The organism is Pedococcus bigeumensis (genome assembly GCF_006438965.1).
Taxonomy (GTDB): domain Bacteria; phylum Actinomycetota; class Actinomycetes; order Actinomycetales; family Dermatophilaceae; genus Pedococcus; species Pedococcus bigeumensis_A.
Map to the genome: position 1 here is coordinate 352,447 of NZ_RCZM01000005.1, position 26,035 is coordinate 378,481.

31 protein-coding genes are annotated in these 26,035 nt (G+C 70.8%); 9 read left to right on the forward strand and 22 right to left on the reverse strand.

Annotated features, from left to right (window positions below):
- Positions 1-24 precede the first annotated feature (24 nt).
- The 4 genes from EAH86_RS15750 to EAH86_RS20305 form a co-directional block, all read right to left on the reverse strand.
- On the reverse strand, positions 25-1,236 hold the full coding sequence (locus tag EAH86_RS15750; protein WP_140742427.1) for a hypothetical protein: 1,212 nt from the start codon (positions 1,234-1,236) through the stop codon (positions 25-27).
- Between the two features lie 13 nt (positions 1,237-1,249).
- On the reverse strand, positions 1,250-1,567 hold the full coding sequence (locus EAH86_RS15755) for a hypothetical protein (RefSeq protein WP_140742429.1): 318 nt from the start codon (positions 1,565-1,567) through the stop codon (positions 1,250-1,252).
- Positions 1,564-1,839 carry an ABC transporter permease gene (locus tag EAH86_RS15760; RefSeq protein ID WP_140742431.1) on the reverse strand — a complete coding sequence of 92 codons (276 nt, stop codon included), beginning with the start codon at positions 1,837-1,839 and terminating at the stop codon, positions 1,564-1,566. The genes EAH86_RS15755 and EAH86_RS15760 overlap by 4 nt, the downstream gene beginning before the upstream one ends.
- Before the next feature lie 199 nt (positions 1,840-2,038).
- Positions 2,039-2,191 carry a hypothetical protein gene (locus EAH86_RS20305; protein WP_161988674.1) on the reverse strand — a complete coding sequence of 51 codons (153 nt, stop codon included), beginning with the start codon at positions 2,189-2,191 and terminating at the stop codon, positions 2,039-2,041.
- Between the two features lie 154 nt (positions 2,192-2,345).
- Here EAH86_RS20305 and EAH86_RS15765 point away from each other — a divergent pair, with 154 nt between their 5' ends.
- The 3 genes from EAH86_RS15765 to EAH86_RS15775 all read left to right on the forward strand — a co-directional run bounded on the left by EAH86_RS15765 (position 2,346) and on the right by EAH86_RS15775 (position 4,347).
- On the forward strand, positions 2,346-3,065 hold the full coding sequence (locus EAH86_RS15765; protein ID WP_140742433.1) for a VOC family protein: 720 nt from the start codon (positions 2,346-2,348) through the stop codon (positions 3,063-3,065).
- A 73-nt stretch (positions 3,066-3,138) separates the two neighbouring features.
- Entirely contained in the window at positions 3,139-3,675 is a 537-nt protein-coding gene (locus EAH86_RS15770) for a DUF6328 family protein (protein WP_140742435.1), read from the forward strand.
- Positions 3,676-3,693: 18 nt separating this feature from the next.
- Positions 3,694-4,347, forward strand: coding sequence for an MBL fold metallo-hydrolase (locus EAH86_RS15775; protein ID WP_140742437.1), 654 nt, complete (start codon positions 3,694-3,696; stop codon positions 4,345-4,347).
- A 21-nt stretch (positions 4,348-4,368) separates the two neighbouring features.
- On the opposite strand, the gene EAH86_RS20310 is transcribed toward EAH86_RS15775, so the two are convergent.
- Together EAH86_RS20310 and EAH86_RS15780 are read right to left on the reverse strand one after the other, a co-directional pair.
- Positions 4,369-4,518 carry a hypothetical protein gene (locus EAH86_RS20310; protein ID WP_161988675.1) on the reverse strand — a complete coding sequence of 50 codons (150 nt, stop codon included), beginning with the start codon at positions 4,516-4,518 and terminating at the stop codon, positions 4,369-4,371.
- Between the two features lie 94 nt (positions 4,519-4,612).
- Positions 4,613-4,861: a DUF2630 family protein gene (locus EAH86_RS15780; RefSeq protein WP_140742439.1), complete on the reverse strand. Its 249-nt coding sequence runs from the start codon at positions 4,859-4,861 to the stop codon at positions 4,613-4,615.
- A 58-nt stretch (positions 4,862-4,919) separates the two neighbouring features.
- On the opposite strand from EAH86_RS15780, the gene EAH86_RS15785 reads away from it, so the two are divergent.
- Positions 4,920-6,938: a DUF362 domain-containing protein gene (locus EAH86_RS15785; RefSeq protein WP_140742441.1), complete on the forward strand. Its 2,019-nt coding sequence runs from the start codon at positions 4,920-4,922 to the stop codon at positions 6,936-6,938.
- On the forward strand, positions 6,935-8,068 hold the full coding sequence (locus EAH86_RS15790; protein ID WP_140742443.1) for an NAD-dependent epimerase/dehydratase family protein: 1,134 nt from the start codon (positions 6,935-6,937) through the stop codon (positions 8,066-8,068). Before EAH86_RS15785 ends, EAH86_RS15790 begins: the two co-directional genes overlap by 4 nt.
- Here the strand turns inward: EAH86_RS15790 and EAH86_RS15795 are convergent.
- Both EAH86_RS15795 and EAH86_RS15800 read right to left on the reverse strand, forming a co-directional pair.
- On the reverse strand, positions 8,016-8,726 hold the full coding sequence (locus EAH86_RS15795) for a hypothetical protein (RefSeq protein WP_140742445.1): 711 nt from the start codon (positions 8,724-8,726) through the stop codon (positions 8,016-8,018). The two genes, EAH86_RS15790 and EAH86_RS15795, sit on opposite strands and share 53 nt — an antisense overlap.
- A 10-nt stretch (positions 8,727-8,736) precedes the next feature.
- Positions 8,737-9,264: a hypothetical protein gene (locus EAH86_RS15800; protein ID WP_140742447.1), complete on the reverse strand. Its 528-nt coding sequence runs from the start codon at positions 9,262-9,264 to the stop codon at positions 8,737-8,739.
- Between the two features lie 33 nt (positions 9,265-9,297).
- On the opposite strand from EAH86_RS15800, the gene EAH86_RS15805 reads away from it, so the two are divergent.
- A complete protein-coding gene (locus EAH86_RS15805) occupies positions 9,298-9,534 on the forward strand; it encodes a hypothetical protein (protein ID WP_140742449.1) in 237 nt (78 codons plus the stop codon).
- A gap of 119 nt (positions 9,535-9,653) precedes the next feature.
- On the opposite strand, the gene EAH86_RS15810 is transcribed toward EAH86_RS15805, so the two are convergent.
- The 9 genes from EAH86_RS15810 to EAH86_RS15850 all read right to left on the reverse strand — a co-directional run bounded on the left by EAH86_RS15810 (position 9,654) and on the right by EAH86_RS15850 (position 18,753).
- On the reverse strand, positions 9,654-10,550 hold the full coding sequence (locus EAH86_RS15810) for a hypothetical protein (RefSeq protein ID WP_140742451.1): 897 nt from the start codon (positions 10,548-10,550) through the stop codon (positions 9,654-9,656).
- A 7-nt stretch (positions 10,551-10,557) separates the two neighbouring features.
- Positions 10,558-11,034: a hypothetical protein gene (locus EAH86_RS15815; RefSeq protein ID WP_140742453.1), complete on the reverse strand. Its 477-nt coding sequence runs from the start codon at positions 11,032-11,034 to the stop codon at positions 10,558-10,560.
- Entirely contained in the window at positions 11,034-12,275 is a 1,242-nt protein-coding gene (locus EAH86_RS15820) for a hypothetical protein (RefSeq protein ID WP_140742455.1), read from the reverse strand. The genes EAH86_RS15815 and EAH86_RS15820 overlap by 1 nt, the downstream gene beginning before the upstream one ends.
- 176 nt (positions 12,276-12,451) lie before the next feature.
- Positions 12,452-12,850, reverse strand: a complete 399-nt coding sequence (locus EAH86_RS20315) for an NUDIX domain-containing protein (RefSeq protein WP_161988676.1) — start codon at positions 12,848-12,850, stop codon at positions 12,452-12,454.
- 169 nt (positions 12,851-13,019) lie between these two features.
- Positions 13,020-14,738 carry an AMP-binding protein gene (locus EAH86_RS15830; protein ID WP_140742457.1) on the reverse strand — a complete coding sequence of 573 codons (1,719 nt, stop codon included), beginning with the start codon at positions 14,736-14,738 and terminating at the stop codon, positions 13,020-13,022.
- A 13-nt stretch (positions 14,739-14,751) separates the two neighbouring features.
- The gene (locus EAH86_RS15835; RefSeq protein WP_140742459.1) at positions 14,752-15,951 is read right to left on the reverse strand and encodes a pyrophosphate--fructose-6-phosphate 1-phosphotransferase; all 1,200 of its coding nucleotides are present in this window, start codon (positions 15,949-15,951) and stop codon (positions 14,752-14,754) included.
- A 73-nt stretch (positions 15,952-16,024) separates the two neighbouring features.
- Positions 16,025-16,909 carry a L,D-transpeptidase family protein gene (locus tag EAH86_RS15840; protein WP_140742461.1) on the reverse strand — a complete coding sequence of 295 codons (885 nt, stop codon included), beginning with the start codon at positions 16,907-16,909 and terminating at the stop codon, positions 16,025-16,027.
- Positions 16,906-17,832, reverse strand: a complete 927-nt coding sequence (locus EAH86_RS15845; RefSeq protein ID WP_140742463.1) for a M15 family metallopeptidase — start codon at positions 17,830-17,832, stop codon at positions 16,906-16,908. The genes EAH86_RS15840 and EAH86_RS15845 overlap by 4 nt, the downstream gene beginning before the upstream one ends.
- A 66-nt stretch (positions 17,833-17,898) precedes the next feature.
- Positions 17,899-18,753: a LytR C-terminal domain-containing protein gene (locus EAH86_RS15850; RefSeq protein WP_140742465.1), complete on the reverse strand. Its 855-nt coding sequence runs from the start codon at positions 18,751-18,753 to the stop codon at positions 17,899-17,901.
- Positions 18,754-18,891: 138 nt separating this feature from the next.
- Here EAH86_RS15850 and EAH86_RS15855 point away from each other — a divergent pair, with 138 nt between their 5' ends.
- Positions 18,892-19,437 carry a hypothetical protein gene (locus tag EAH86_RS15855; protein WP_140742467.1) on the forward strand — a complete coding sequence of 182 codons (546 nt, stop codon included), beginning with the start codon at positions 18,892-18,894 and terminating at the stop codon, positions 19,435-19,437.
- 118 nt (positions 19,438-19,555) lie between these two features.
- Here the strand turns inward: EAH86_RS15855 and EAH86_RS15860 are convergent, their stop codons facing one another.
- Complete coding sequence (locus tag EAH86_RS15860) at positions 19,556-20,644, reverse strand: aspartate-semialdehyde dehydrogenase (RefSeq protein WP_241668401.1); 1,089 nt, start codon at positions 20,642-20,644, stop codon at positions 19,556-19,558.
- Positions 20,641-21,912 carry an aspartate kinase gene (locus EAH86_RS15865; protein ID WP_140742469.1) on the reverse strand — a complete coding sequence of 424 codons (1,272 nt, stop codon included), beginning with the start codon at positions 21,910-21,912 and terminating at the stop codon, positions 20,641-20,643. Before EAH86_RS15865 ends, EAH86_RS15860 begins: the two co-directional genes overlap by 4 nt.
- Before the next feature lie 176 nt (positions 21,913-22,088).
- On the opposite strand from EAH86_RS15865, the gene EAH86_RS15870 reads away from it, so the two are divergent.
- Both EAH86_RS15870 and EAH86_RS15875 read left to right on the forward strand, forming a co-directional pair.
- Positions 22,089-23,003, forward strand: coding sequence for an ABC transporter ATP-binding protein (locus EAH86_RS15870; protein WP_140742471.1), 915 nt, complete (start codon positions 22,089-22,091; stop codon positions 23,001-23,003).
- The gene (locus EAH86_RS15875; RefSeq protein ID WP_140742473.1) at positions 23,000-24,151 is read left to right on the forward strand and encodes an ABC transporter permease; all 1,152 of its coding nucleotides are present in this window, start codon (positions 23,000-23,002) and stop codon (positions 24,149-24,151) included. The genes EAH86_RS15870 and EAH86_RS15875 overlap by 4 nt, the downstream gene beginning before the upstream one ends.
- A gap of 159 nt (positions 24,152-24,310) precedes the next feature.
- On the opposite strand, the gene EAH86_RS15880 is transcribed toward EAH86_RS15875, so the two are convergent.
- The 3 genes from EAH86_RS15880 to EAH86_RS15890 are packed head-to-tail and all read right to left on the reverse strand — an operon-like array spanning position 24,311 to position 26,028.
- A complete protein-coding gene (locus EAH86_RS15880) occupies positions 24,311-24,862 on the reverse strand; it encodes a DUF5063 domain-containing protein (RefSeq protein ID WP_140742475.1) in 552 nt (183 codons plus the stop codon).
- Entirely contained in the window at positions 24,855-25,454 is a 600-nt protein-coding gene (recR, locus tag EAH86_RS15885) for a recombination mediator RecR (protein ID WP_140742477.1), read from the reverse strand. The genes EAH86_RS15880 and recR overlap by 8 nt, the downstream gene beginning before the upstream one ends.
- Positions 25,455-25,464: 10 nt before the next feature.
- Complete coding sequence (locus tag EAH86_RS15890) at positions 25,465-26,028, reverse strand: hypothetical protein (protein WP_140742479.1); 564 nt, start codon at positions 26,026-26,028, stop codon at positions 25,465-25,467.
- Between the last annotated feature and the right edge of the window lie 7 nt (positions 26,029-26,035).

Genomic DNA, 26,035 nt, shown 5'->3' on the forward strand with positions numbered 1-26,035 from the left:
CGGTCAGGCGCCGAACGGGGCAGGTCACGAGCGGAAGACGACCACGCGAGGCTCGATGTTGCGGCGGTCCTGACCCCCCTGCAGGGTGTAGCCGCTGGCGACCCACGAGGTCGTCCGACTGGGGTGCGCCCGGCAGACGACGTAGTCTCCCCACTTGCCCGCCTGCGGCGCGTGGGTCGACGTCGAGGTCGTCTTCGTGGTCCAGGTGTTGGCCTGCTGGTCGAGGATGCCGACCGCATGCGCCGGCTGGGTGGGGCCGCCGAAGAAGGCGGCGAGACCGATGCTCCCTCGCTTGTTCGGCGCTGCCGCCGGGTAGGCCCAGGCGCCGTTCTGGCTCCAGAGGTCCGGCTCGGCCACGACCGTCAGCGACTGCTCGTCGAGGGTCACTGCGCGGATGTAGGGCTGCGGCCGCCCGGGCCCCCGGCCGGCACTCCACAGGAAGCCGAGCCGGCCACCCGCCCGCCAGGCGCCGGTGATCCGATCGTCACAGCGGCTGAGCCACGGGTTGCCGTCCGGTCCGATCGAGCGGTAGTCGCTGTCGTTCCACGCCGTGACCGGGATGGTCCAGGCGGTGACGCCGGCCGCATCGTCCGGCCACTGGAACAGCCGCACGGACCGGTGCGCCTGGTCGTTGCCGGCGAACCACATCGAGGAACCGGCTCCGGAGACGAGGCGTAACGAGCCGACGGCCGTCGTCGACCAGTGCCGCCTGGTCAGGGGTGCGGTCCGGGTCAGGTCAGCGCGTGCATACCGGATGACCCCGGCCCGCACCCACCGGTCGGAGCCGTCGTAGTGGTTGAAGGTCAGCCACAGGTTCTTCGTGCTGACCGCGAGGTCCGGGAAGTCGAACCACACGTCGGTCCACGCCGGGTCGAGGTCGGCTGGCGCGACGTCCCACCAACGCCACGTCCCTGCGGCGGCCGTCCGACTCACGGCGAGGCGAAAGATATTGCTGCGCCCCGATTTCGAGTACTGCAGCAGCCACACCCAGAGCCGCTGGGTCGGCAGGTAAGTCACGAGCTGGTCGCAGCAGAAGATGCCGCGGTCGGTGGGGAACTCGGTGAACGGGTCGAGCAGCGTCCAGGTCGCACCGCGGTCCGCCGAGCGCGTGGCGTACCAGTTGCCCGTCACGAACAGGGTCGAGGAGGACACCCCGACGGACGGCTCTCCGACCGTGCCGGTCTGGGTGCCGGTGGCCGCATCGTCGAGCGCGAGGTTCGCGGTGATCGTCAGCACTGGTCGACCCAGCTCACTCGGGGTCGGACGGCGGTGGGGCCGAGGGCGCCGGCTCGACCGGTGCAGCCGGCGGCGTCTCGGGCGGTTTGGGTCCCGGCTTCTTGCGGTCAGCCGACTGCTGCCGGTCCCGCTGGTCGAGCTGCCGGTCACTCATCGGTGTGCCGAGGTCCGGCTCGGCTGCGGCGGGAAGGCGTTCCGCCGACTCGGCCCCGGCCAGTGCGTCTTCGCGCGCCCGGTCGCGCCGCGAGCGCGGTCGGACGTGGGTGCCCGCCAAGGGATCCACGCCCTCGTGCGTGGTCTCGGTGGAGTCAGCCCGCCGCCTGGTGGTCATCGGCCCGGGTCGCCACCTGAGCCGTCGCGGGCCAGCGCAGGCTGCATCGGACGGCGCCACTCCACCCGGGCAAGCAACGCCAGCACGGCGGCAGCCAGGAGGAACGCGAGGGCGACGGCGCGCTCCGTCCCGCCGCTGCCGGCGTCCCCGCCCTCACCGCCGAGACGCTCGATCCAGTCCGGCACCAGAGCCGTCACGACGGCCAGGACCAGACCGATCCCCGCCAGGACCAGCTCCGCCCAGAACCGTCGCCGCACCACGCGTCCGCGCATTGCCCGCTCCTCCCGATCGGCCGGCCGGGCCGTGTCCGCCGCTCCCGGTGAGGCCCTGCGGCCCCCTCCAAGGATGGACCCGCACCGCCACCGCGACAAGGTGCTCAACAGGGTCTTAATCCCGGGGAGGTCCGGCCCTGGCGCTCCCCCTGATGAGTTCGCGTCATCGGGCAGCCTGGCGGCGGATGACCACCCGACGTCAGCGGCGCAGCAGGATCGCCACCACGCAGAAGAGGACCATTGAGCCCAGGGCGAGGAGGTGGTCGCGCAGGTCGTGGGTGGGGTGCTCGTCGAGGTCGAGGGAACACATCATCCGCAGCCGCGGCGGACCAGCCGGTGTCGGAGCAGCCATCGCGACCTCCCAAGGAGCCTGCGGCATCGTGCCGTACCCATCAGGCTACGGCCGTCCGCGCACTCTGGGTAGACCAACCGCGAACGTCCCGAGGGCCGCCGTAGCTCCGACATATTCGGTTGGCGCACCCCCGCCGATCACCTAGCGTCGTGGGGTGACCTGTCACCTCCACGCAGTCAGCCTCGACGCGAACGACCCTCTGCGCCTAGGGACCTTCTGGGCCGGTGTCCTGCGCCGTGAGCTCGACGACAGCGCCGACGGTGTTGCGCTCCTGCCGAGCGACCGGCCGGGGTACCGGATCGAGTTCCCCCTCACCCGGGAGCCAAAGGTCGGCCCCAACCAGATCCACTTCGACGTGACCAGCACCTCCCTCGAGGACCAGCGGCGGACGGTCGCCCGGGCACTCGAGCTCGGCGGCCGGCACCTCGACATCGGCCAGGACCCGAACGACGGCCACGTCGTGCTGGCAGACCCCGAAGGCAACGAGTTCTGCGTCATCGAGGCGGAGAACAACTTCCTCGCCGACACCGGGCGCATCGGCGCGATCAACTGCGACGGCTCGCAGGAGGTCGGCTACTTCTGGGCCGAGGCGCTGGGCTGGCGGCTGGTCTGGGACCAGGACGAGGAGACCGCGATCCAGTCGCCGCTCGGCGGATCGAAGATGTCGTGGGGCGGTCCGCCCGTGCGGACGAAGACGGGGAAGAACCGGCTGCACCTAGACATCGCGCCCTCCGCCGGTGGTGACCAGCAGGCGGAGGTCGATCGGCTCGTCACCCTCGGGGCGACCAGCATCGACATCGGCCAGGGCGAGGTCAGCTGGGTGGTCATGGCCGACCCCGACGGCAACGAGTTCTGCGTCCTGTCGCCCCGCTAGCCGCCAGAGCTCGGCGGGCGCAAACCTCCGCGGGGGCTGGTCGGGGCAGCGCACACTGGGTACATGTGGAGCCATGCCTGAGGAACCCCTCAACCAGGATCGTCACGAGACCCCCACCGAGCGGCTCGACCGCAACTGGGACGAGCTGCTCCAGGAGCTGCGCGTCGTGCAGACGGGCGTGCAGATCCTGGCGGGCTTCCTGCTGACCCTGCCGTTCCAGCAGCGGTTCACCGAGGTCGACGAGGTCGACCGGCAGGTCTACCTCGTCGCGTTCTGCCTCACCGTGGCGGCCACCGCCTTCCTCGTCGCCCCCGTAGGGTCGCACCGCCTGTTGTTCCGCAGGCACGAGAAGGCCACCCTCGTGGCCATCGCCCACGCCTGTGCGCGCATCGGTCTGGTCGCTCTCGGCCTGGCCGTCAGCAGCGTGGCCTTCGTCATCTTCGACGTCGTCACCGGCACCCTCGGGGCCGTGGTGGCCACCAGTGGCAGCCTTCTCCTCTTCCTCGTGAACTGGCTGCTCCTGCCACTGGGCGTCATCCGCCGCGAGCGGGCTCCCGATCGCGCAGATGCCTCCGACCACGGCCAGGCCTCCGATCGCGACCCGGCGTAGATGGGCGAGGATGGAGGTATGCCGGACATCGCACCTTCGCCGGGCGGCGTGCGCGTTCAGCGCGTCGTCACCGCAGGCACCTTCGACCGACCCGAGGGCGCGCTGACCCTCGAGAACAACACCTGGGTGATCGGCGACGACGCGGACTGCCTGGTCATCGACGCCGGACACGACGGCAGGGCCATCGTGAAGTCGATCCCCCGCGCGCAGCGCGTGCAGGGCGTCCTCATCACGCACGGGCACTTCGACCACCTCGACGCGGTCGGCGAGGTCTGCGACGGCACTCGCGCCCCGGCATACCTGCACCCGGCGGACCGGTTCCTGTGGGACGAGCTCTATCCCGTCACCCCCGACGGCGAGCTGGCCGACGGCCAGACCCTGTTGGTCGGCGACGTCGAGCTGCACGTCATCCACACACCGGGCCACACCCCGGGATCGACCTGTTTCCACGCGCCGTCACTGGGCGTCGTGTTCACCGGCGACACCTTGTTCCCGGGCGGCCCGGGTGCGACTCGCCACGACTACAGCGACTTCGACACCATCATCGAGTCGGTGCGCAGCCGGCTGTTCACCCTGCCCGAGGACACCGTGGTCCTGCCCGGGCACGGAGAGGCGACCGTCATCGGCGCGGAGCGGCCGCACCTGCAGGAGTGGATCGACCGGCGGTGGTGACGGCCGTCGGCTGCAGGAGCGTCAGGTGACGAGCAGCACGCCGGCGAGGACCAGCAGGACCGCGGCCGCGTAGACGAGCAGGAGGGCCGCGGCGATCGCGGCGGCGCTGTGGCTGAGCCACCACGTCGGCTCGTGGTGGGGGACATGCAGGTGGGCGAGTGCTGTGCGCATGGCGCACCCCCTTGGGTTGGGAACCGGCCTCTTTCGAGAGTAGGACGCTCACCCGTCCTGTCCAGTCCGCCACGCCGGACGTCCGCCCTGAGCCTCAGCCCCGGTAGTTCTCCACCGTGCCGGCGTCGCGCACCTGGGCGTCGGCGGGGTTCTCCCCGAACTCCCGCTTGGCCCGCCGCTGCCGGAGCAGGTCCCAGCACTGGTCCAGCTCGACCTCGATGGTCCGCAGCCGCTGGTTCTCCTCCTCGACGCTGATCTCGCCCGCGCCGAGCCGGCCGCGCAGCCCGTGCTCCTCGTCGATGAGTCCCTTGATGTGCTGCTGGATGTCGATGTCGTCGGCCACCCGCTCACTATGGCACCGCCCCCTGTCGCTGGCGAGGGTGCGCTGGTTTCATGGACGCGTGGCACCCCGAGGTGTGCCGAGCCGGGACCCGCTGGCCTGCGTCGTGGTCAGAGGTGGGGACGTCGCCGCCCTGGGCCCGGCGATCGCCAGGCTCGGCGCCTCCTGGGACAGCCAGGCCGTCGTCCTCGCCCGGCTCTCGCAGCCGACTCCCGTGAGCGCGCCAGTGGTCCATGCGCTGGTCGACCTGTTGCACGACGCGGGCTGTGCGCCGGTGTCCGTGGGCTCCACCCTGCACTCCTACGACCGCGACCGCGGACACCTCTCGGTGACCGACCTCGCCCGGCGGGCCGGACTGCTGGGTCGCACTCCCCGAGGCCGCTCCTACGACGTCGTCGACCTCGGCGTCGAGCTATTGGACGCACCAGTCCCCGAGGCGAGCGTCCTGTCAGGACAACAGGTCTCGCGACTCTGGGCCGCGGCGGGAGTGCGCGTGGTCGTCGGCCGCGCCGTCACCGACCTCGTCCACGGGTATGCCGCGTGCCTTGCCACGTTGCTCGGCGCGGCACCCGAGGTGGCCGGTGCGAACCCTGCCGACGTCGCGGCCGACCTCCTCGCCCACCTCCCGCCTGCGCTCGCCGTGGTGGATGCCCTGTCGGCGAGCGTCGGCCCGGACGGTGGCCGGCTCCCCCAGCCCATCGACAGCCGCGCGCTCGTCGTCGCCACGGACGCGCTGGCGGCGGACAGCGCCTGCGCCGCCCTGCTGGGTGTCGACCGGTCCGCGTCCCTCCTCGTGGAGCGGTCGCTCCGCGCTCTCGGCGCACCGAGCGGCCGGACCGAGGGGCGGCTCTCGACGCTGGAGGGTGCGCACTCGGCTCATCCCCTCGCCCGCTCCGCAGCGCGGTCGCTCGCGGCCGAGCCACGGCTGGCGCGCGTGCTCAGCGCGGCCACCGGCGGTCCGGACGACGGGGCGCAGCCAGCCGACCCGGTGCTCTCGACGGTCCGGGCGCTCCTGACCCCGCTCGTCGTGGCGGCCGACGACCCTGCCGGCCACCTCCCGCTGACCACCGTCCTGGGTGGCGTCGCGAGCCTGCGGCAAGGGACGGTCGCGTGGGCGACCGGTGCGGACAAGGCGACCGTCGACCGACGGGAGGTGCCGCTGGGGTTCGACCCCGCGGCCTACCCCGATGCTGAATTCGACGGACTGCCGGAGTTCTTTGCCCCGTTCGACGAGCTGCTCGCCGGGTTGCCAGTCGGGCTGCCCGACGGGCTGCCCGACGGGTTGTCCGACACAGGCGACGGGATGCGGTGGCGGCTGGTCGACGGGGCGACGGTGTTCGAGGTGAGCCGCCACATCCGGGCCGACTTCGACGCGTTCGTCGCCAGGGTGGACGTGGGAGCCGGGATCAGCCTGATGGCCGACTACCTCGGGGGCCGGCGGGTCATCCTGGCTGACCAGTCCGGGGGCTCCACCACGACGGACGGCCCGGGCGAGTCGGGCAAGGACGCCGTCACCCGCACCCGGCAGGCCGAACGCAACCTCTACCTCCCCCAGCCCAACTACCTGGCCGCGTGGGGTGGCGAGCCGATCGACGTCTGCAAGATCGAGCTCGTCGAGCGAGGCGCCGACTGGCACCGGCTCACCTGGCGAACTGTCAGCAGCCCCAACGGTTCTGCGGAATTCGATGACGGCAGCCTCACCTTCACCCGCACCGACTCTTGGACGCGTGCCGTCGTGCGCGGCCGACAGCTCTTCGCGCTGCCGACGGCCTGGGCGGGCATCGACCTCGCGGCCCTCCCGGAGCTGCGCAACCCGCTCCTCGAGGAGGCCTACCGCCGGTTCTTCACCACCACCTTCGACAACCTCGAGGCCTGCTTCGAGGGGCGCGAGTTCCGCATCGGCCGGCCACCGATGGATCCCACCGAACCGCTGCTCACCCAGTCGCTGGACCTCCTGCTCGGCGCGGTCACCCAGGGACTCGGCGACCCTCCGGAGTCCGCGGCGAGAAGGTCCGGCGACAGCGCCGTCGACAGCGCCGTCGACGCCCATGGGTTCCGTCACGTCAGGGGCGCCAGGTGAAGATCGCCGTCACCGGGGCCACCGGCATGGTCGGTGGCCAGGTCGTCAGCGCCGCCCTGGCGGCCGGTCACGAGGTCGTCGCCATCGCCCGCCCAGATCCCGAGCGCCGCGGCAACACCCTGCGTGTCGGCGGACACGACGTCCCCCGGGCTGCGGCGGCCCTCACCGACACCGCCTCCCTCACCCGGGCCCTGCGCGGGTGCGACGGCCTCATCCACTGCGCAGCGGTCTATGCCTTCGGGGCGGCCCGAGCCGCAGAGGTCGACCAGGTCAACACGGACGGCACCCGTGCCGTCATCGAGGCGGCGGCTGCCGCAGAGGTGTCCCGGGTGGTCGTGACGACATCGTCGGTCACCTGCGGTTCGAGCCTGCTCCCTCGCGCGCGATCCGAGGACGACCACCTCGGTGTCGAACCCGCCCCCGCCTACTACGCGAGCAAGGTCGCCCAGGAGGAGGTGGCCCTGGAGACCGGTCAACGACACGGCATACCGGTGGTGTTGGCCCTGCCGACCGTGGTCCTCGGGGGTCCGTTCATCCGCCTCGCGCCGAGCAACGCCATCGTGCTGCGCTACCTGCTCGACCCCACCCGCAGCACCTTCGCCGGGGGCTGCAACGTCGTTGACGCTCGTGACGTGGGGGCCGGGCACATCGCCCTCCTCGAGCACGGCAGTCCCGGCGAGCGCTACCTGCTCGGCGGCGAGGACCTCAGCTGGCGGATGCTGCACAGCCTGGTCGCCGACCTCGCGGGTCTCCCGGGACCGTTCGCCGAGATGCCCGCCGCAAGCGCCTGGGCCCTCTCCGCCGCCGCCGAGTGGTGGGCCGGGCTGAGCGACTCCACCCCCCTGACCACGCGCGAGGAAGCCTCGACCGTCGGGCGGTTCTACTGGTACACCTCCGCCAGGGCACACGACCTCGGGTATGCCGCGCGGCCGGCTCGGGCCGCCGTCGCCGCCTCGCTGGCCTGGCTCGCGGTCAGCCCGGACCTGCCGAGGTGGGCGCGCGAGGGCCTGCGGCTGCACCCCGAGGTGCGTGCCGCGCGCGACCTCGTGGGGGCACCCCTGGCTGCGGCGGACGACCTCAGTCCGCGACCTCGACGGTCACCTCCAGCGTGGCCTCGTCGCCGCCGCTGACCGCCACGCTCCCGACGTACTGCTGGCCCGGCTGGACCACGGCCTCGTCGAGGTCCGCCTCGATCCGCACCTGGTACTCGCCACCGGCGGGGATGGTGACCCGGTCGGGGTCGACGGTCAGCGTCACCGCGACCACCGTGCCGGTCGCGTCACGCAGCTCGCTCGGCTCCAGCTCGACCCTCCGTGCCCGTGGATGGCGGTTCACGACCGTGACCGAGGCCTGTGCCGTCTGCCCGACAGCAGCCCGCAGCAGGACCCGCGAGCGACGTATCCCGTCGTCCTCCTCGGCGGCGGGAGCAGGCGGTGCCGTCCCGTTGCGACTCTGGGCCGTAGCCTGGCGGGTTCTCGTGCCCGCGCCGGCAGTGGTCGCATCGCTGATGATGCGGGCCGCGCTGCGCGTGCCGAGCGCCATCAGCTCGCTCGCGTAGTCGAGGCCGAGCGCCCCAGCCTCACGCCAGTACCGCGCTCCCTCGCGGCTGACGGCGTCGAGGTAGGCACGACTCGACGAGGACCGGTCCACGTCTCCTGAGAGCGTGGCCCTCCCCAGCTCGAGGGACTGCTTGGCGAGGCTCGCCTGGGACTGCAGGGCCTGCCTCGCGAGCTCGGTGATCCGCGCGAGCGTCTCGTCCGCGGCAGTGGTCTTGTTCGTGTCGGTCATCGCAGCACTCCTAGCAGCAGCATCCGCAGTCACACCCGACGTCGACGGGGTCGCACTCGGCGGGCAGCACCACGACAGCCACCCTCTGCGGACGGGCACAACCCTCGAACCGCACGTCCGCGTAGGCGCTGACGCAGGACCCCACGTCCGTCGTGCGTCGTCGTGTGTCGACCACGACGTCGACCGGCTTGCGCCCCGTGGTGCGGGTTGGCTTGGCGGTCTTGCCGGCCTCGTCGACCGGCTCCGCCGGCACGGCCGGGTCGTTGGGGTCCTTGTCCCGCGTGCTCGACGAACCGTCGTCGTTGGCACCCCGGGTCGAGATGAGCAGCCGGACGACGCGGTCCTCGCACGGCTTGAGGACGACCTTGTCCTCCTCCAGGATGGCGCGGATCTCGAGGTCGTCGTCGCCCGAGCAGATGTGCCACGGCCCGACCTCGAGGGACACCTCGCGCTCCCGGCGCCAGGTGTTGTGCAGCCGGAACGGGACCACCCGCACCTCACCTGCCCTGGCCCGCACGACCACGTCCGCCTCGGGCACGCAACAGTCGCACGCATCGCGACAGCAGCTGTCGTGGCACCCGTCGGCCTGGCTGTGGGCGCGCCCCTCGCCACAGCCACAGCCGTGGTGCCCCCGCTCGTCTTTCTCGCCGTGGTGGCGGTGTTGTCCACCGTGCTCACGACACCCGCTGCCGGAATCCCCACAGCCACAGCCCTTTTCGCCGTGGTGGTGACCACCCTTGTGATGGTGACCCGGAGCGGCGGCGGGTGCGCCCGGCATACTCAGTCCGACGGCGGCGGCAGCCGGTGACCAGGCTTGCGACCACTGGTCCCAAGCCGTGGTCGACTGGTCCACCCACTGCTGTACGGCCTCGGCGAACCCGTCGCGGAGGGTGGTGAGGTACTCGGGCGCGGTGCTGCTCATGCTGATCACTCCGATGGGTCGCGGGGCAGGATGATGACGTCGAGATCGGCTGTGCCGACAGGGATCCGTGCGGTATGCCGGCGGGCCGGGTCGAGCTCCGCGGGCACCGTGAGGTGGCTCTGGAGGACGGTTGTGCTGCCGGGTGCCAGCGTGGTGGTGGCCGTCAGCGTCAGGGTGACATCGGGGCCCGGACCGGGGCCCCCGTCATCGGTGCCGGCGCGCACGACGGCCGATCCGTCATCGATGTGGGCGCGCACGACCGCCCCACCGTCATTGGTGCGGGCGCGCACCACGGCTGCCAGCGGGATGGTGAGGTTGCCGTCGTTGGTGACGGTGAGGGTGACTGCCTGCCGGCCGACCTCGGCCAGGATGCGCCGCGGTGAGACATGCATGGACAGGTCGGGCTCGACCCGCAGCAGCGCCTCGCGGCGGACGCCGCCGACCTCCACCTCGGCGGCGTACTCCCCCGGCGGGGTGTCCTGCTCAAGCCGGAAGGCGACAGGCACGTCGGCCGTTGCACCTGGCGCGATGACGGCCGCTCCGGACCCAGTCAGGGCCTGCTGACCGCTGCGGTGGAGGATGAGGCCGCGCACGGAGACCCGCTGGTCCACGGCGTTCTCCACCGAGACCGTGGCACGCAGCAGGCTGGGTGGACCGGTCAGCACAATCACGTCCGCCCCATCGGAACCCTGGGGCGGCGTCTGCGCCGCGGGCTTCCTGGCGGCCGATGCCTTCGTGGCGCCGGCCTTCTTGGCCGCGGTGGCCGGCTTCGTCGCCGTGCCAGCCTTCTTGGTCGCTGTGACAGGCTTCGTCGCCGCGCCGGCCTTCTTGGCCGCGATCGTCTTGGCCGTGGTCGTCTTGGCCGCGCTGGACTTGGTGGGTTTGCGACGGGCCGTCGTCATGGCGCGCTCACAGGTCGATCACGACGGGCCCGTGGTGCTCGGGCCGGATGTGGGTGGTCGTGCTGCCCCGAACCGTGATCGCGAAGAGCTCGAGACCCAGCAGCGACCACCCCCAGGTCTGTTCGTACGGCGTGCACACCTCGGTGGCCGGTGGCGGGCCGAGCTCGAGCCGGACGCAGGTGTCCACGGCCACCGGCTTGAGGTCGAAGGTCGAGTTCGTGTCGACGCTCGAGTCCGACGTGACAGTGGAGGTCGAGTCGATGCTGGACGTGGCGTTGACGGTGGACGTCGTCGTGACCGGCTCGAGGGTGATCGTGGCATCGCTGTGCACCGTGTTCACGCCGTTGTTGGTGTTCGTCGTGCCTCCTGCGAGGGTCAGCTTCATGTCGTCGAGCCCGGTGAGGGTCGACGTCACGTCCGCGGAGACGTCGGAGCTGAAGGTGTTGCCACCGAACACGGTGGTGTCGATCGTGTAGTCGGCCATCAGAGCTCTCCTGCGGGGCGTGGTGCATCGGGACTGACGAGGTAGGAGTGGTGGAACCCGAGGCGGGGGTCGCCCCAGGCCCCCAGCCGGGAGTCGAACTCCTGGAGCTCTGGCATGACGATCCGGTCGCGGACCTCGAGAGACGGGTAGTCGTAGACCGTGATGTGGTTCTGGCCGCGGTTCGCGGTGAAGAGCAGGGTCTGGTCGCCCGAGAGCTGGCAGGCGTAGATGCCGTCGACGAGGGCGCCGCGACTGACGCGCAGCGACTCGGCATACAGCTGGGAGTTGCTGAAGAAGTTGCCGCGCATCACGGACTCGGCCAGCGTGTTCGCCGACTGACGGGTGAGGGCCAGGCTCTCCAGCGCGCCGGGGTGCTCATCGATCAGCCGGTGCTGGCTGAGCGTGAGCAGGTCGACGAAGACCACGGTGTGACTGCCCCCGGTGCAGAAGATGAGCTCGGAGTCGGAGATGGTCACGTCCGAGTTGATGTGCGCCGGGAGGTCGCGGTCGGCGGCCCAGTGCCGCACGATGCGACCGTCCTCGGCATCGATCTCGAAGGCGTACTGCCGCAGCCAGGCCATGCCCCAGTGCTCCCAGTCGGAGCGGTCAGCGGCGTTGACCCGGAACGAGATCGCGTAGAAGACGTCGAGGACCGGGTGACAGACCACGTGCCAGCAGGTCGTCGGCAACACGATGCGGCGCACCTCTCCGGTGACCGTGTCGAGGATGCCGACCTCCTTGGCCTCACCTCTGGTCGGATGGTCCATGCCGCCGTAGACGATGTAGCGGCCCGACGCGGTGCGCTTCATCGCGTGGGGGATCTTGAGGCCGTGCGGGGCGACCTTCTCGGCCTTGGTCAGCCGGTTCACGTCAAACTTCCACAGGTGCTCGCCGATCGAGGTGACGAACTGCGTGTCATCGAGCCAGACCAGGTGGGTGCTGCCCTTGATCGTCGTGTCAGGCACCTCGAAGCGCAGCGTCGAGACCCGGTCGGCCTCCTCCAAAGTGGCGAGGTCGTAGAAGAGCAGGTGCTGGCCGGTGTTGCCCAGGAAGCCGATCCGACGGCTCGGGTCGACGCTCGGTGCGTGACCGCCGGAGGCGCCGGAGAAGTAGCTGACCTTGTAGGCGTGGTCGCCGGTCACCGGGTCGTAGTGGAACAGGCACACGCCGGCCCGTCCCTCGAGACCGTTGAGTCCGTTGCCGTCGAGGGCGACGTGGAACGCGTATGAGTAGGTCCGCACTGGCAGCCCCGGCCTGGTCGTGTGCCCCAGCGGACCTGGCGGACCGCTGCTTTCACGGTACTCGGGGTCGAACGGCCTCGAAAGGCCCCAACGACCACCCAGTGGGACCAACCGCGTTCACCCGCAACAGAATGCCCCGAATGGCCGGAATGCCCGACCACGGCCGGGCGGACCGGTCAGGTGTCGGGCCAGATCATCGACCAGCGCGAGGCCAGCGCCTTGCGGGTCCGGGCCGAGAGGTTGAGCCCGACGATCTCCGGCAGCGTCCACCAGAGAGCGGATGAGGCCCCGCCCGGGCGCAGCAGCGAGGGTTCGGCGCCGCACTCGAAGACCATGTGCACCACGTGCAGGCCGCGCCCCACGACGCTCTCGAGGTCGATGACCTCCACCCTGGTCGCCGTCAGCGCACCCGCTTCGGAGACCAGCCGCCGGGCCCGGACGACCGGGTCCTCGCCGACCGCCACCAGGGCGCTCGGCAGCCCCCACAGGGGCTCGTGCGGGGGCTGGGCTCGGTCGAGCAGCACCCGACGCTCCGGGTCGATCCCGAGCACGTGCACGGCGATACGCGTCGTCAACGGCACAACTGTGGCCAGTCGAGACATGCCAGCTCCCACTCGGACAAACGGTCGGTAACGCCCCACGATCGTCGGTCGGTGCCGCCCCCGGCTCCCGGTCGACCGCCCCAGCGTAGACGAGCTGTCTGAGCGTGACCACGAGGGGCACCAGGCGCACCAGCCGCCGCAGTCACGCCTTGAGGTCGGGGAACTGGTCGTCGCGGAACTCCTCCGACAGCGAGGTCCCGCCCTCGAAGGCGTGCTGCTCGCGATCGCGCAGCTCGACCCGGCGGATCTTGCCCGAGATGGTTTTCGGCAGCTCGAAGAACTCGACCCGTCGCACCCGCAGGTAGGGAGCCAGGTTCTCGCGGGCGTGGGCGAGGATCGCCTGGGCGGTCTCCGCGTCCGGGGACCAGCCGGGAGCCAGCGCGATGTAGGCCTTGGGCACGGCCAGCCGGGTCGCATCCGGCGCCGGCACCACGGCCGCCTCGGCCACCGCAGGGTGCTCGATGAGCACGCTCTCGAGCTCGAACGGCGACACCTTGTAGTCGCTCGCCTTGAAGACGTCGTCGGTGCGCCCGATGTAGGTGATGTAGCCGTCCGAGTCCCGCTGGGCCACGTCGCCGGTGTGGTAGTAGCCACCAGCCATCGCCTCGGCCTGGCGTTCGTCGTCACCGAGGTAGCCGGTCATCAGGTTGACCGGGTGCTGGGACAGGTCGAGGACGATCTCGCCCTCCTCGGCGAGCTCGCCGCTGAGGGGGTCGACGAGCGCTACCGGCACGCCGGGCATGGGGCGTCCCATCGACCCGGGCTTGAGCGGCTCTCCGGCGATGTTGCCGATCTGGAGGGTGGTCTCGGTCTGGCCGTAGCCGTCGCGGATGGTCAGGTCCCACGCGCGCTGGACCTGGGTGATCACCTCGGGGTTGAGTGGTTCGCCGGCGGCGAGGAGCTCGCGCAGCTCGCCCCTCCCTCCGCTGAGGTCGGCCTGGATCAGCATCCGCCAGACCGTGGGAGGAGCGCAGAAGGTGGTCACGCCGGCCCGCCTGATCTGGTCCAGCAGAGATGCCGCGTCGAACCGCGTGTAGTTGTAGACGAAGATCGTGGACTCGGCGATCCAGGGCGCGAAGAAGCACGACCACGCGTGCTTGGCCCACCCCGGCGAGCTGATCGCGAGGTGCACGTCTCCGGGCCGGGCGCCGATCCAGTACATCGTGGACAGGTGCCCGACAGGGTACGAAACCTGGGTGTGCTCGACGAGCTTCGGCTTGCTCGTGGTGCCGGAGGTGAAGTAGAGCAGGAGCGGATCCGTTGCGGCTGTAGTGGTCTCGAACGGGTGACCATCGACCGCGTACGCGTCCGTATAGGTGTGCCAGCCGTCCGCCTCGCCCACGCACACGCGCAGGTAGTCGCCCGCCACCTCGTCGAACTTGGCCGCGTCGGCGGCGTTGGCCACCACCACCTTCGCGCCGCCCCGGTCGACGCGGTCGCGCAGGTCGGCTGGTCCGAGGGCGGCCGTGGTGGGCATGACGACCGCGCCGAGCTTGAAGACCGCCAGCATCGTCTCCCACAGCTCGACCTGGTTGCCGAGCATGAGCAGCACGTGATCCCCCCTGCCCACGCCGAGCCCGGAGAGCCAGGTCGCCACCTGGTCGGAGCGCAGGGCCAGCTCGTCGAAGCTCAGCTTGAGCTCGGACCCGTCCTCCTCGACGATCCAGAGCGCGGTCGCGGCGTTGTCACGCGCGATCGCGTCGAACCAGTCGACCGCCCAGTTGAACCGCTCCCCCACGTCCGGCCAACGGAACTCACTGACCGCGCGGTCGTGCTGCCCGGTGAGCGCGACGAGAGTGTCCCGCGCCTCCCGGTATGCCGCCGTGCTGGGTCTGGTCTCGGCCGGGGAGGTGGGTGCCATGCCCTCGACTTTGCTACGCCTGCCCCAGGTCGGCAAGCAATGTGGTGAACCAGTCGACCGACGGGTCGAAAGCCTTGCCACCCTTGATCCGGTCGAACTCGACGGCCCGCAGCGCGTCGTCGCGCTCCTCGTCGTGCCCCACCACACCGGACTCACCCCGCAGCGCCGCGTCCACGGCATACGTCGTGCAGTCCCTGATGAGGGCGAGGTCGGCGTCGTTGGCCGCCGCGGACCTCGCGAAGTAGCCGCTCTTCTGGACCAGCACCTTGTCGGCACCCAGCTGGTCGGCGAACTGCTTGGCGAACCATGCGCCCGGGTTGACCTTGTCGAGCTGGACGTGCCCGAACGGGTCGCGCGGCACGTCCTGCCCGGCGTCCTCCATCGCGGCGACGATCTCGGCGACGCCCGCACCCTCGGAGACGAAGAGGTTGACGCCGTCGAGCTCGTCCATCACGGTGCGCAGCCGCTTCGCCTCACTGGCGATGTCGAGCGGGCGTTCCGGGACGAACACCCCGTGGACGTCCCAGCGCTCGGGAGAGTTCTCGAGCCAACCACTGAACTCCGCGCCCTGCACCCACAGGTGGTGTGCGAGAGCCGTGGCGGCCGTGAGCCATCCGCAGTTGCGACCCATCACCTCGTGCACGATGAGCATGCGTGGGTTGGCGGAGTGCTCGGCGATGACGTTGCGGGCAAAGGTCGCGCCCTGCTCGGCCGCCGTCCAGGCGCCGAGGGACTGACGGATCGGGATGACGTCGTTGTCGATCGTCTTGGGGAGGCCGACGACGGTCAGCTCATAGCCGTTGGAGTGCAGGTATGCCGCGAGGTCGGCTGCGGTGCCGTTGGTGTCGTCGCCGCCGATGGTGTGCAGGACGTCGACGCCGTCGCGTGTGAGCTGTTCGGCCGCGACGTGCAACGGGTCCTGGCCCTCCTGGACCAGACCGCGCTTGACGCAGTCCTTGACGTTGGTGAGCTTGACCCGGCTGTTGCCGATCGGGCTACCGCCGAAGCCGTGCAGCAGGTGCGCGCTGGCGCGCACCTCGTCGGTGACCTCCACCGAGTCGCCGGTGAGCAGGCCGGCATACCCGTTGCGGTAGGCCATGATCCGCACGTCGGGCGCCACCTCGGAGTAGCGCTCGATGAGCCCACCCACGGCTGAAGAGAGGCAGGGGGCGAGGCCACCAGCGGTGAGCATGGCGACGGTCTTTACAGTCATGCGCCTACTCTGCCGTGTCGGGGTGGGCACGGCCATAGCGGTCTCAGCGGACCGACACCCAGAGCTCGAACCGTCAGCTGATCGACATGACCGCGCCGGATCGCTCCCACCGCATCACGGCGAGCAGCGCCGACGTCGGGAGGGAGACGCACCCGGCGGTGCCGCGGCCCGTGTCGACGTGGAAGAAGATCGCCGAGCCCTTGCCCGCGACCCGCGACTCGTTGTAGCCGATCACCTGGGCGTAGTTGTACGCCGGCGTGTTCAGCAGGTTCTCCGCCGAGGTCCACCGACCGCCGACCGGCTTGCGCTGGTGGGTGTTGTAGAGGCTCGACTGGCTGTCGTCGACCCACACGTCGTTGCTGTCGACGCGGAACCAGCCTTGCGGCAGACCGGGATTTGCCCGCGCACCGAAGCCTCCCCGCAGCGGGAAGGTACCAGCCGGGGTCTTGAGGTCGCCCTCGCGCTTGGACCAGCTGACCCCGTTGAGGCCGACGTGCCCGTAGTAGGGGCCGAGGTCCACGACGTAGCCCGCGGAGGTCCTGCGGCAGGCGCGCACCGTCGCGCTCGAGCCCGACGACCGGACGAGCACGACCTGGGCGGCGCGGATGCCGGAGGGCACGGCGCAGGTCGGTGCGGTCTTCGGTTTCGGGCTCGGCTTGGGGCTGGGTTTCGGACTGGGGCGGGGCGTGGCCGCACGCGTCGTCGCGGCCGGCTTGGGCGTGGCTGTCGTGGCCGTCGTCGTGGTCGTGGTGCTCGACGTCGTGGTCGTCGAAGCCGTGGTGGTCGACGATGTCGTGGCCTGGCTGGAGGTCGGGGACACGGTCTCGGCTCCTCCCGAGCAGGCCGCGAGCAGGGCGACGGCGGCCAGCCCCACAGCGGTGGACCACGCGGCATACCCGCGGCGCGGCGGACGACCGGAGCGGCCCACCGGCCGGCCGGACGAACACAGCCGAGTCATCGGTCGAAGTGCTGGTAGTCGGGGTGCGACCAGAGGCCGCCCCAGCGCAGGCCCTGGCTGGTGAACGCGCGCACCGCCGCGCTCCCGCTGGACGAGAACACACCCGGCGCCGGGCGGCGTCGGCTCAGGAAGTAGCGGTCGGGATAGACCGTCCCGTCGTCGGCGACGTAGGGGTTCTCGAAGTCGTTGACGTCGATCGCGGTGCCGTAGGCGTGCTTGCTGTAGACCTTGCTGGCCTCCTCGCCCCCGACGTAGCGGCAGTTGAACGCCGAGGTGTTGTCGGCCTCCATCGCTGCGTAGTCGTTGGCACCGGGGCCCTTGGGGTTCTTGCCCCACGACGAGTCCATCGGCTTCATCTGCCGGATCCGGAACTGCAGGGCGTAGAGCCGGGTGAAGGCCGCGGCGGCCTCGTCGGCGATCGACGCATTGACCACGATCGAACCCCGCGAGCGCTTGCCGTCGAAGCCCCAGAAGTTGACCCGGACGTACCTCAGCTGCGAGCGCCCCACCGGGCAGCCGGCGGTCCACGAGTAGCCCACCATGCGCGTCCACACGCTGTCAGGGACCTGCGCGATCGAGGCGTTGGCTCCCGAGCCGATGGCTGCCTCGTTCTTCGGGAAACGCACCGTCGGCTCCGCGCCGGCCCGCGGGACGGGGGCCAGGCTGGTCGCCGGCCCGGGTTTCGGCGCAGCAGTGGTAGGCCGCGTGGCTGGTGCCGGAGCCTTCGTCGCCTTCGTGGGTGTCGCGGGAGGTTTCGTCGTGGTCGGCGCAGCGCTGGTCATCGGTGCCGACGAGGTCGTCGCGGTGGTCGACGACGCGGGCCTGGACGAGGTGGCGGCCGAGGAGTCGGGTTCGCCGCCGCCACACGCCGAGGCGAGCAGGGCGCAGAGGAGGGGTACGGCATACAGGGGGCTAGGCGTCATTGGGCACCTACTGTGCCTTTTCCCGCCGTCCGATGCCAGCCCGAGGCGCCCTCGCCCAGGTGGTGGTCACGTGCAGGGGCGTGCCACCGTGGGGACGGCCTGCGGGGATCGGACGGGCAGCGGGGGGACGTCGGCCGTGGGCGTCAGGTCCGTGAACGCGTTGCCGATGACGAGGTCGAGGGTCGCCCCGAGGCGGGTGTCCTTGACCAGCTGGGCGCCCGGGACGTGCCCCTGGAGCAGGGCGGCAGCCAGGTCACCGTCCTCGCCGTAGCGGATCACGGCGGTGCCCCGCTGCATGGTGCGCAGCGGGTCGTTGGACACCTCTTTGACCTTGAAGCCGCGGGCAGCCACGGCATCGGCGACGGTCTTGGCCAACCCGGTCTTGTAGGTCGTGTTGTAGACGTTGACCTTGACCTCGGACGGGATCGGCTTGAGCCGGGCGGGGATCGGGACCATGCCCTGGTAGCCCAGCCCCACGACCACGTCGACCGAGGTGCCAGAGCGCGTGTCGCCGAACAGCTTGGCGCCGGGGATCTGGGAGGCGACGAGGAGTGCCTCGTCCAGGCCCTTGGAGCCGTGGTGCACGACCGCGGTCTGCGTGACGTACCAGGACCTGGGGGCGTTGCTGATGCCGCCGACGGCGAACGTGCGCTTGACCAGCCCCGATGCGACGTCGGCCGCCACCCCCTTGCGACCGGTGGCGTTCATGACGTTGACCGTGAAGGACGCGCGCGCCGGCGCCGGGACGACGACGGGCGTGCAGCTCGGCTTCGGCGGGGGCGGGCTCATCCAGCCTGCGGAGTACGCGGCGGTGATGCTGGCGGTGCCGAGGAGCACCCCGGGGACGGTGACGAAGAGCATGACCTGGCGCAACCGGTGCTTGCGCCACAGCTGAGTCGGTGTGAGGTTCTCATCCTTCATCGCGTGCCCCCTGGCTCCCACGTGCTCGAGTCACAATCGTCACACCAGTAACACCCGTCACATGTCAAGCGACACGCGCACGCCGTCATTCGTCACCGAGCCGTGACAACGCGGCCCCCTCGGGCAGGATGGCTCGCGATGTCCTCCCCCACCCACGCGTCACCCCGTCCCGCGCCCGGCGCACCTCTCGCCGGGTTCGTCGGTATCTCGCGTCGGAGGGTCCCCCGCGTCGCCGTCGTTGCCGTCGTCACGGCGCTCGGCCTGGCACTGGGAGGCCTCACCGGCTGCGGTGGGCCGGACGGGCTCAAGGGCACCCTCCGGACCGCCGACACGAAGACCAAGCACGGCGGCCCGATGTCCGGTGGCTGGATCGCGGTGCTGACCACCGACCAGCTGGCCGACTTCCTGAGGGAGTCAGGCATCAGCCAGCCCAGCGCTCAAGATTCCGCCTTCGTCGAGGGACGGGTCCGGCACGAGGCGATCGGCGAAGCCGGCGGCACCCTCCTGCCCGTCGACGACAAGGGGAAGTTCACGACCACGGTCACCGGTCCCCGCCAGCTGTGTGTGCTGCGCGAGCTGCCCCAGGTCGACGTCCTGCGTGGCTGCGCGTCCGTCGACCTGCCTGCCGACGGCGACCTCGCCATCACCATCGGCGACGACGGCGTGGTGGCGAAGCTCCGCTGACCCGCCACCTCGGGGCCGGCCACGCCAGTCCGCGGTATGCCGCGTGGTGACCACGCGGCATACCCGCACCGCCGGAGGCGGCTGGGTCAGCCGACGGCTGGGTCGGACGACGGCTGGGTCAGACGACGGCGAGGTCGCGCGCCACGAGCTCGGCGACCTGCACCATGTTGAGGGCAGCCCCCTTGCGGAGGTTGTCGCCGCAGATGAAGAAGTCGAGCGTGTTGGGGAAGTCGAGTGCCTGGCGCAGCCGGCCGGCAAAGCGCGGATCCGAGCCGACGATGTCGGAGGGGGTCGGGAACTCGAGGCTCTCGGGGTCGTCCAGCACCACCACGGCCGGCGCCTCGACCAGGGCCTGCCTGGCTTCGCCGACGTCGATCTTGCGGGCGAAGGTGGCGTGCACGGCGACCGAGTGCGTCGTGACGACGGGCACCCGGACGCAGGTCGCCGAGACGCGCAGGTCGGGCAGGCCCAGCACCTTGCGGGTCTCGTTGCGGATCTTCAGCTCCTCGGACGTCCAGCCGTCCTCGGCCGCCACCCCGATCCACGGGATCACGTTGAGGGCGAGCGGGGCCGGGAAGGGCGACTCGGCGCCGAGCTCGTGCTCGATCAGGCGCCGCACGTCACCGGGCTGGTGGCCGAGCTCGCGGTGGCCGGAGACCACCTCGAGCTCGTCGTAGAGCCGGGCCATCCCGACCCGGCCCGCGCCGGACGCGGCCTGGTAGGAGGCCACCACCAGCTCGGTGAGCTCCCAGCCGGCGTGCAGGACACCGAGCGCGTCGATCATGGTCAGCGTCGTGGCACCGGGGTTGGCGATGATGCCCTTGGGGCGGTTGCGGATCTGCAGGGGGTTGACCTCCGGGACGACCAGCGGGACCTCCGGGTCGCCGCGGAGGGCCGAGCTGTTGTCGATGACGACCGCCCCGCGAGCCGCGGCGATGGGCGCCCACAGGGCGGCCACCGGCGCCGGCACGTCGACCAGCGCGATGTCGACGCCGTCGAAGAACTCCGGCGACAGCTCCTGGACGACGACCTCCCGGCCGCACACGACCAGCACGGTGCCGGCGTCGTCGGCAGAGGCGGCCGCCCGGATCTCACCCCAGATGTCGGCCCGCATCGCCAGCACCTGCTGGGTCACCGCCCCCACGGCACCCGTGGCACCGACCAGCGCGAGGGTCGGGCGCGGGGCCTTCGAGGCCAGTGAGGTCACCGGCCGGAGCCTCCGTAGACCACGGCTTCGCCCTCCGTGGAGTCCAGCCCGAAGGCGGTGTGCACGGCGCGCACGGCGTCGTCCAGGACGTCGGCCCGCGTGACGACCGAGATGCGGATCTCGGAGGTCGAGATCATCTCGATGTTGACGCCGGTGTTGGCGAGGGCCCTGAAGAAGGTCGCGGAGACGCCCGGGTGCGAACGCATCCCGGCGCCGACCAGGGAGAGCTTGCCGATCTGGTCGTCGTACTGGATCGAGGCGAACCCGACGGACGCCTGCACCTTCCTCAGCGCCTGCACGCCGGTCTGGCCGTCCGTCTTGGGGCAGGTGAACGAGATGTCCGTCAGGCCGGTCTCGGTCGCCGACACGTTCTGCACGATCATGTCGATGTTGATCTCGGCGTCGGCGCAGGTCTGGAAGATCTCGGCCGCCTTGCCCGGGTGGTCCGGGACGCCGACGACGGTGATCTTGGCTTCGCTGCGGTCGTGGGCGACACCGGCGATGATGGGGGCTTCCACGGTGTCTCCTTCAGCTGGTTTGTCCGTGACGATGGTGCCCTCCTTCGCTGAGAAGGAGCTGCGGACGTGGATCGGGATGTTGAACCGGCGGGCGTACTCGACGCTGCGCAGGTGCAGGACCTTGGAGCCGGAGGCCGCCAGCTCGAGCATCTCCTCGTTGGAGATGCGGTGGATCTTCTTGGCAGCCGGGACGATTCGCGGGTCGGCGGTGAAGACGCCGTCGACGTCGGTGTAGATCTCGCAGACCTCGGCATTGAGGGCGGCGGCCAGGGCGACCGCAGTGGTGTCGGTGCCACCGCGCCCCAGCGTGGTGATCTCCTTGGTGTCCTGGCTGACGCCCTGGAACCCGGCGACGATGACGATGTGGCCCTTCTCGAGGGCGTCGGTGACGCGACCGGGGGTCACGTCGATGATCCGCGCCCGGCCGTGCGAGGAGTCGGTGATGACGCCGGCCTGACTGCCCGTGAACGAGCGCACGGTGTAGCCCAGGTCGGCGATCGCCATGGCCACCAGCGCCATCGAGATGCGCTCACCCGCGGTCAGGAGCATGTCGAGCTCGCGAGGCGGCGGCTGCGGGGTGACCTGGTTGGCCAGGTCGAGCAGCTCGTCGGTGCTGTCACCCATCGCGGACACGGCCACGCACACGTCGTTGCCGGCCTTCTTGGCCTCGGTGATCCGGCGGGCGACACGCTTGATGCTGGCTGCATCGGCCAGCGATGAGCCGCCATATTTCTGGACGACGATCGGCACGGTGGAACTCCTGTGGACCCGAGACGGCGGTGCAGCGGTGCGGAGTCGTCAGCATAACTGGCGTCCTCATCGTGGGATGCGGGTGCCGTATGCCGGACGGCCGGGCAAGGAGCGGCAGGCCAGCGGGGTGCGTCCAAGGTCCGACGACGTCTACTTCGAGGGGGATAGCCTCAGCCATGAGCATCGAGGTACAGGGGGTGCGGCGAGCGTTCGGGGACGTGCTCGCCGTCGACAGCATCAGCCTCACGGCGGAGCCCGGCGAGGTCACCGCACTGATCGGTCCCAACGGTTCGGGCAAGACGACGCTGCTGCTGATGCTGGCGACGTTGCTGGTGCCGGACCAGGGCCAGATCCGCATCGACGGGCTCGATCCCGTCAGCCAGCCGACCGAGGTCCGGGCCAGGATCGGGTGGATGCCCGACGGCTTCGGCACCTGGGACGCGCTCACGGTGCGCGAGGTCCTGCACACCATCGCCGCGGCATACCGGATCCCACCGGACCGGGCGCGGGCCCGCACCGACGAGCTGCTGGCGACGGTCCACCTCGAGGACCTCGGCGACCGCCGCGCACGCGTCCTGTCTCGCGGGCAGAAGCAGCGCCTGGGCCTGGCCCGCGCGCTCATCAACGACCCGAGCGTGCTCCTGCTCGACGAACCGGCATCGGGCCTGGACCCGCGCAGCCGCATCGAGCTGCGTGACGTGCTGAGATCCCTTGCGGCACAGGGCAAGACGGTGCTGGTCTCCAGCCACATCCTCACCGAGCTGCAGGAGGTCGCCGACCGGGCGATCATCGTGGCGCGTGGGCGGAGCCTGGAGACCCAGAGCCTGGACTCCGACTTCGTCGCGACGGGGGTGGCGTCGTGGCGGATCGACTCGCTCGACCCACAACCGCTGGCCAGCTGGCTCGAGGAGCACCACGTGCCCGCAAACCGGGTCGGAGGCGGGCTCACCGAGGTCGAGGTGGCCGGCGAGGAGAACGCCGCTCGACTGCTGGCGGACCTGGTCCGCGTCGGCATCCGGGTCATCGCCTTCACCCCCAGCCAGGGTGCCCTCGAATCCGCCTACCTCGCAGCGACGGAGGACCGGCGATGAGCTGGCACGGCGTCAGGACCATCGCGGCGCTCGAGCTGCGCCAACGGATCCGCACCTCGCGCTGGCCGATCGTGCTGGTGGTGTGGGTGGTGCTCATCGGCCTGGTCACCTTCCTGGCCTACTGGGCGACCAACGACCCCGACCTTCGGTCCGGCGAGGCGATGTACGACATCGTCATCTTCTTCGTGCTCGGCCTGTCGATGCTCATCGTCCCCTCCCTCACGGCGACCTCGGTCAACGGCGACCGTGAGCATGGCGTCCTGGCCACCCTGCAGACCACCCTCCTGTCGCCCTGGGACATCGCCCTCGGCAAGCTGCTCGCCGCGTGGACGATCTCGGTGGCCTTCCTCGCGAGCTCCCTGCCGTTCCTGGCCTGGGCGTGGGTCGAAGGAGGGATCTCTGCGGGACACATCGTCCTGTCGTTGCTGGTGCTCGTCCTGGTGCTGGCGGTGGTGTGCGCGATCGGGCTGATGTTCTCCACACTCACCGCGCGACCGGTCGCCTCCGCAGTGCTGACCTACCTCACGATGGGTGCGCTCGTCTTCGGCACCACCATCGGGTTCGGGCTGAGCGCCTTCCTCGTCACCCAGGAGGAGACCCAACAGGTCTACGGCATCCCGGAGTCCTGGTACGAGCAGCACCAACCGCCCGATGTCGACCCGGCCGACCCAAACCTCACCCCTGAGCAGCTCGAGGAAATCAAGAAGGCGCAAACCGGTCCGACCAGGGCCGACTGCACCACCTTCACGCGCCGCGCCTCGGTCGCCCACACCGAACGGATCTGGTGGATGCTGCCACTCAACCCGTTCGTCGTGGTGGCCGACGCCGCGCCGTCCCAGCCGCGCAAGGTCAACGGCTACTACGCGAGTGGCTTCACGCCCATGCGGTGGATCAGCGGTGGCTCACGGATGGCCCGCAACGGTCCGGACGACGGCGTCAAGCAGGAGTGCGACAACTATGTGGGCGATGGGGGCTCGGGCAACGAGTCGGACTACGTCGACCCGTTCGACGCGGCCCAGCGGACCGCACCCGTGTGGCCGGTCGGCCTCGGCTTCCTGCTGCTCGCCGGTGTCGGCGCGGCAGTGGTGGCGGGCCAGCGGTTGCGCACGCCGATCCGTCGCCTGCCCAACGGCACCCGCATCGCCTGAGGGCGCACGCCAGTTCGGAGGCCGCCTGGACGGCGTGTCCGGCTGGCCTGCCGGGTCCCCCGACCGCAGCAATACGTGGCGTCACTGGCACGAATGGTCGCTGCGAGCCGAGAACCGCGGCAATACGTGACCCAAGCGCCAGAAATGAACCTCGCCGGGTCAGGGGTGGAGCGCGTCGAACTCGGCCTCGGAGACGCGCTCCTCGTCGGCGTCGAGCCGGATGTGGCCGAGTAGTGACTGGAGGACCCGCAGCGCGGACGCCGCCCGCTCGCCCCAGTCGGACAGGTAGCTGAACTGCCACCACCACAACGCCTCGGACACCCGACCGGCGTCGTAGTGCCGCAGCCCGTGCGACAGCGCGCCGGCGACCACCGTCACGTCGTTGGACAGGGACCCGGTCGCGAGCTCGGTCGAGGTGACCGGGTCGACCAGGTCGGCGTACTCGTCGAGCCCCTCGAAGAGGTTGGCGACGCCCGTGCGCAGGGGGTCGAGCTCGGCCTCGACGGTGTCGGCCTCGAACCGCTCCACCGGCACGATGTCCTCGATGGCGCCGAGCCGGGCGCCCATGACGAGTACCTGCGACAACGCCAGGAGCGTCATCGGGATGGCCGCGTCCGGGGCCGTCCCCGAAGCCACCTCGGTGACCGTCGAGAGATAAGCCCGGGCATCGGCGGCCGACTCGTCGGCCAGCACCTGCAGGTCGTCAGACATCGAGAAGCCTCCTGCCTTCGAACGCGCGGCCGAGGGTGACCTCGTCGGCGTACTCCAGGTCGCCACCCACCGGCAGGCCCGACGCGAGCCGGGTCACCCGCAGGCCCATGGGCCGCAGGAAGCGGGCCAGGTAGCTGGCCGTCGCCTCGCCCTCGAGGTTGGGGTCGGTGGCGATGATGATCTCGGTGACCTCGGCCGATGCCAGCCGGGTCATCAACTCCTTGATGCGCAGGTCGTCGGGCCCGACCCCGTCGATCGGGCTGATCGCGCCACCCAGCACGTGGTAGCGGCCACGGAACTCACGGGTGCGCTCGATGGCGACCACGTCCTTCGGCTCCTCGACGACGCAGATGGCGGTGTTGTCACGCCGCGGGTCGGCGCAGATCCGGCACTGCTCGGACTCGGCGACGTTGCCGCAGGTCTCGCAGAACCGCACCTTGGCCTTGACCTCGGTCAGCACCTCGACGAGTCGCTTGACGTCGATCGAGTCGGCCTGCAGCAGGTGGAAGGCGATCCGCTGGGCACTCTTGGGACCGACCCCGGGCAGTCGCCCGAGCTCGTCGATCAGGTCCTGGACCACACCTTCGTACACGGTCGTGAGCCTATGCCCTCGCGGTGTCACCGGCTGCGCGGACTCGCTCGCGCAGTCCGGCGGCCAGACCCATCACCGTCAGCTGGTCGAACAAACCACCCAGTCGCTCAGCGACCAGCTGGTGCTGCACCGGCGCCAACCGCAGTCGCAGGTGCATCCGGGTGGCTGTCACTCCCGCTGGACTCAGCTGAAGGATCCAGGTGAGGCGGGTCCGACCGCGGGTCGAGGCGTAGAGCAGATGCCTGCCCGGCTCCAGCCCGATGACCGTGAAGGTGGCGTCCCGTCCACCCCAGTCAGGGACGACGTCACCGGTGGCCAGGCCTTGATGCCTCGCGTCGATCTCGCGCAGGCCGCGTCGGCTGAGTGGGACCAGCCGCTCGACGAGCGCAGGGAAGTACCACCCCGCCCGGCCCTTCCCGAGCTGGACGATCCAGGGCCAGACCACCTCAGGCGCGACCGCAAGCGTGAACGCCCGGTCCATCACGACGTCCGCAGGCGACACGACCTCGTCACCCGGCAGCTGCGCCGCGCGTTCGGTGGGCGTTGGCTGGGTCAGGATCTCGCCGAGCACCATGGCCAGG

What these genes read in the sequence shown, in the direction of transcription:
- EAH86_RS15755 (WP_140742429.1), bottom strand. Translation starts at nt 1,567, where the DNA reads ATGACCACCAGGCGGCGGGCTGACTCCACCGAGACCACGCACGAGGGC.
- EAH86_RS15760 (WP_140742431.1), bottom strand. Translation starts at nt 1,839, where the DNA reads ATGCGCGGACGCGTGGTGCGGCGACGGTTCTGGGCGGAGCTGGTCCTG.
- EAH86_RS20305 (WP_161988674.1), bottom strand. Translation starts at nt 2,191, where the DNA reads ATGGCTGCTCCGACACCGGCTGGTCCGCCGCGGCTGCGGATGATGTGT.
- EAH86_RS15770 (WP_140742435.1), top strand. Translation starts at nt 3,139, where the DNA reads ATGCCTGAGGAACCCCTCAACCAGGATCGTCACGAGACCCCCACCGAG.
- EAH86_RS15775 (WP_140742437.1), top strand. Translation starts at nt 3,694, where the DNA reads ATGCCGGACATCGCACCTTCGCCGGGCGGCGTGCGCGTTCAGCGCGTC.
- EAH86_RS20310 (WP_161988675.1), bottom strand. Translation starts at nt 4,518, where the DNA reads ATGCGCACAGCACTCGCCCACCTGCATGTCCCCCACCACGAGCCGACG.
- EAH86_RS15795 (WP_140742445.1), bottom strand. Translation starts at nt 8,726, where the DNA reads ATGACCGACACGAACAAGACCACTGCCGCGGACGAGACGCTCGCGCGG.
- EAH86_RS15810 (WP_140742451.1), bottom strand. Translation starts at nt 10,550, where the DNA reads ATGACGACGGCCCGTCGCAAACCCACCAAGTCCAGCGCGGCCAAGACG.
- EAH86_RS15815 (WP_140742453.1), bottom strand. Translation starts at nt 11,034, where the DNA reads ATGGCCGACTACACGATCGACACCACCGTGTTCGGTGGCAACACCTTC.
- EAH86_RS15830 (WP_140742457.1), bottom strand. Translation starts at nt 14,738, where the DNA reads ATGGCACCCACCTCCCCGGCCGAGACCAGACCCAGCACGGCGGCATAC.
- EAH86_RS15835 (WP_140742459.1), bottom strand. Translation starts at nt 15,951, where the DNA reads ATGACTGTAAAGACCGTCGCCATGCTCACCGCTGGTGGCCTCGCCCCC.
- EAH86_RS15840 (WP_140742461.1), bottom strand. Translation starts at nt 16,909, where the DNA reads ATGACTCGGCTGTGTTCGTCCGGCCGGCCGGTGGGCCGCTCCGGTCGT.
- EAH86_RS15845 (WP_140742463.1), bottom strand. Translation starts at nt 17,832, where the DNA reads ATGACGCCTAGCCCCCTGTATGCCGTACCCCTCCTCTGCGCCCTGCTC.
- EAH86_RS15850 (WP_140742465.1), bottom strand. Translation starts at nt 18,753, where the DNA reads ATGAAGGATGAGAACCTCACACCGACTCAGCTGTGGCGCAAGCACCGG.
- EAH86_RS15855 (WP_140742467.1), top strand. Translation starts at nt 18,892, where the DNA reads ATGTCCTCCCCCACCCACGCGTCACCCCGTCCCGCGCCCGGCGCACCT.
- EAH86_RS15870 (WP_140742471.1), top strand. Translation starts at nt 22,089, where the DNA reads ATGAGCATCGAGGTACAGGGGGTGCGGCGAGCGTTCGGGGACGTGCTC.
- EAH86_RS15875 (WP_140742473.1), top strand. Translation starts at nt 23,000, where the DNA reads ATGAGCTGGCACGGCGTCAGGACCATCGCGGCGCTCGAGCTGCGCCAA.
- EAH86_RS15880 (WP_140742475.1), bottom strand. Translation starts at nt 24,862, where the DNA reads ATGTCTGACGACCTGCAGGTGCTGGCCGACGAGTCGGCCGCCGATGCC.
- EAH86_RS15890 (WP_140742479.1), bottom strand. Translation starts at nt 26,028, where the DNA reads ATGGTGCTCGGCGAGATCCTGACCCAGCCAACGCCCACCGAACGCGCG.